Genomic DNA, 1,339 nt, shown 5'->3' on the forward strand with positions numbered 1-1,339 from the left:
CAGCACGCTGTTGGGTCCTGAGGCAACACACGTTGTTTCTGGTGTGGTGTTTGAGAACTGTAGAGTGGATGCGAGCATCTTTGTGGTCAAGTTGTTAAGGGCACATGGTGGATGTCTTGGCTTCAGGAGCCGATGAAGGACGTGGGAGGCTGCGATATGCCTCGGGGAGCTGTCAACCGAGCTGTGATCCGAGGATTTCCGAATGGGGAAACCCAGCACCAGTGATGTGGTGTTACCCGCCGGTGAATATATAGCCGGTGTGGAGGGAACGCGGGGAAGTGAAACATCTCAGTACCCGCAGGAAGAGAAAACAAAAGTGATTCCGTGAGTAGTGGCGAGCGAAAGCGGAAGAGGCTAAACCGTTTGCATGTCAAGCTGTCAGGCGTTGTGCAGGCGGTGTTGTGGGACCCAGCGTCGAGGATCTGACAGTCCTCGGAATGTGCGCGCGTGTTAGTGGAACCGCTTGGGATGGCGGACCGGAGTGGGTGAGAGTCCCGTACGCGAAAACATGTTGCGTGTGTTTGTTTGGTGTTCCCGAGTAGCAGCGAGCTCGTGGAATTTGCTGTGAATCTGCCGGGACCACCCGGTAAGCCTAAATACTTCCTGAAGACCGATAGCGGACGAGTACCGTGAGGGAAAGATGAAAAGTACCCCGGGAGGGGAGTGAAAGAGTACCTGAAACCGTGTGCCTACAAGCCGTCAGAGCTCACTTGTTGGGTGATGGCGTGCCTTTTGAAGAATGAGCCTGCGAGTTAGTGCTGCGTGGCGAGGTTAACCCGTGTGGGGTAGCCGTAGCGAAAGCGAGTCTGAACAGGGCGAATATAGTCGCGTGGTCTAGACCCGAAGCGGAGTGATCTACCCATGGCCAGGGTGAAGCGACGGTAAGACGTCGTGGAGGCCCGAACCCACTTAGGTTGAAAACTGAGGGGATGAGCTGTGGGTAGGGGTGAAAGGCCAATCAAACTCCGTGATAGCTGGTTCTCCCCGAAATGCATTTAGGTGCAGCGTCGCGTGTTTCTTGCCGGGGGTAGAGCTACTGGATGGTCTAGGGGCCTTACCGGGTTACCGAAATCAACCAAACTCCGAATACCGGTTAGTGAGAGCGCGGCAGTGAGACGGCGGGGGATAAGCTTCGTCGTCGAGAGGGAAACAGCCCAGAACACCAGCTAAGGCCCCTAAGTGTGTGCTCAGTGGGAAAGGATGTGGGATTGCCCAGACAACCAGGAGGTTGGCTTAGAAGCAGCCACCCTTGAAAGAGTGCGTAATAGCTCACTGGTCAAGTGGTCCTGCGCCGACAATGTAGCGGGGCTTAAGCACACCGCCGAAGCTGTGTCATTCA

1 rRNA gene (cut by a window edge) is annotated in these 1,339 nt (G+C 55.6%); it reads left to right on the forward strand.

The features are described 5' to 3' along the window. The first annotated feature begins 84 nt into the window (after positions 1-84). Positions 85-1,339, forward strand: a 23S ribosomal RNA gene (locus tag ACZ7OI_RS49215); it runs 1,920 nt beyond the window's last position.

Source organism: Amycolatopsis sp. NPDC114503 (assembly GCF_055633655.1).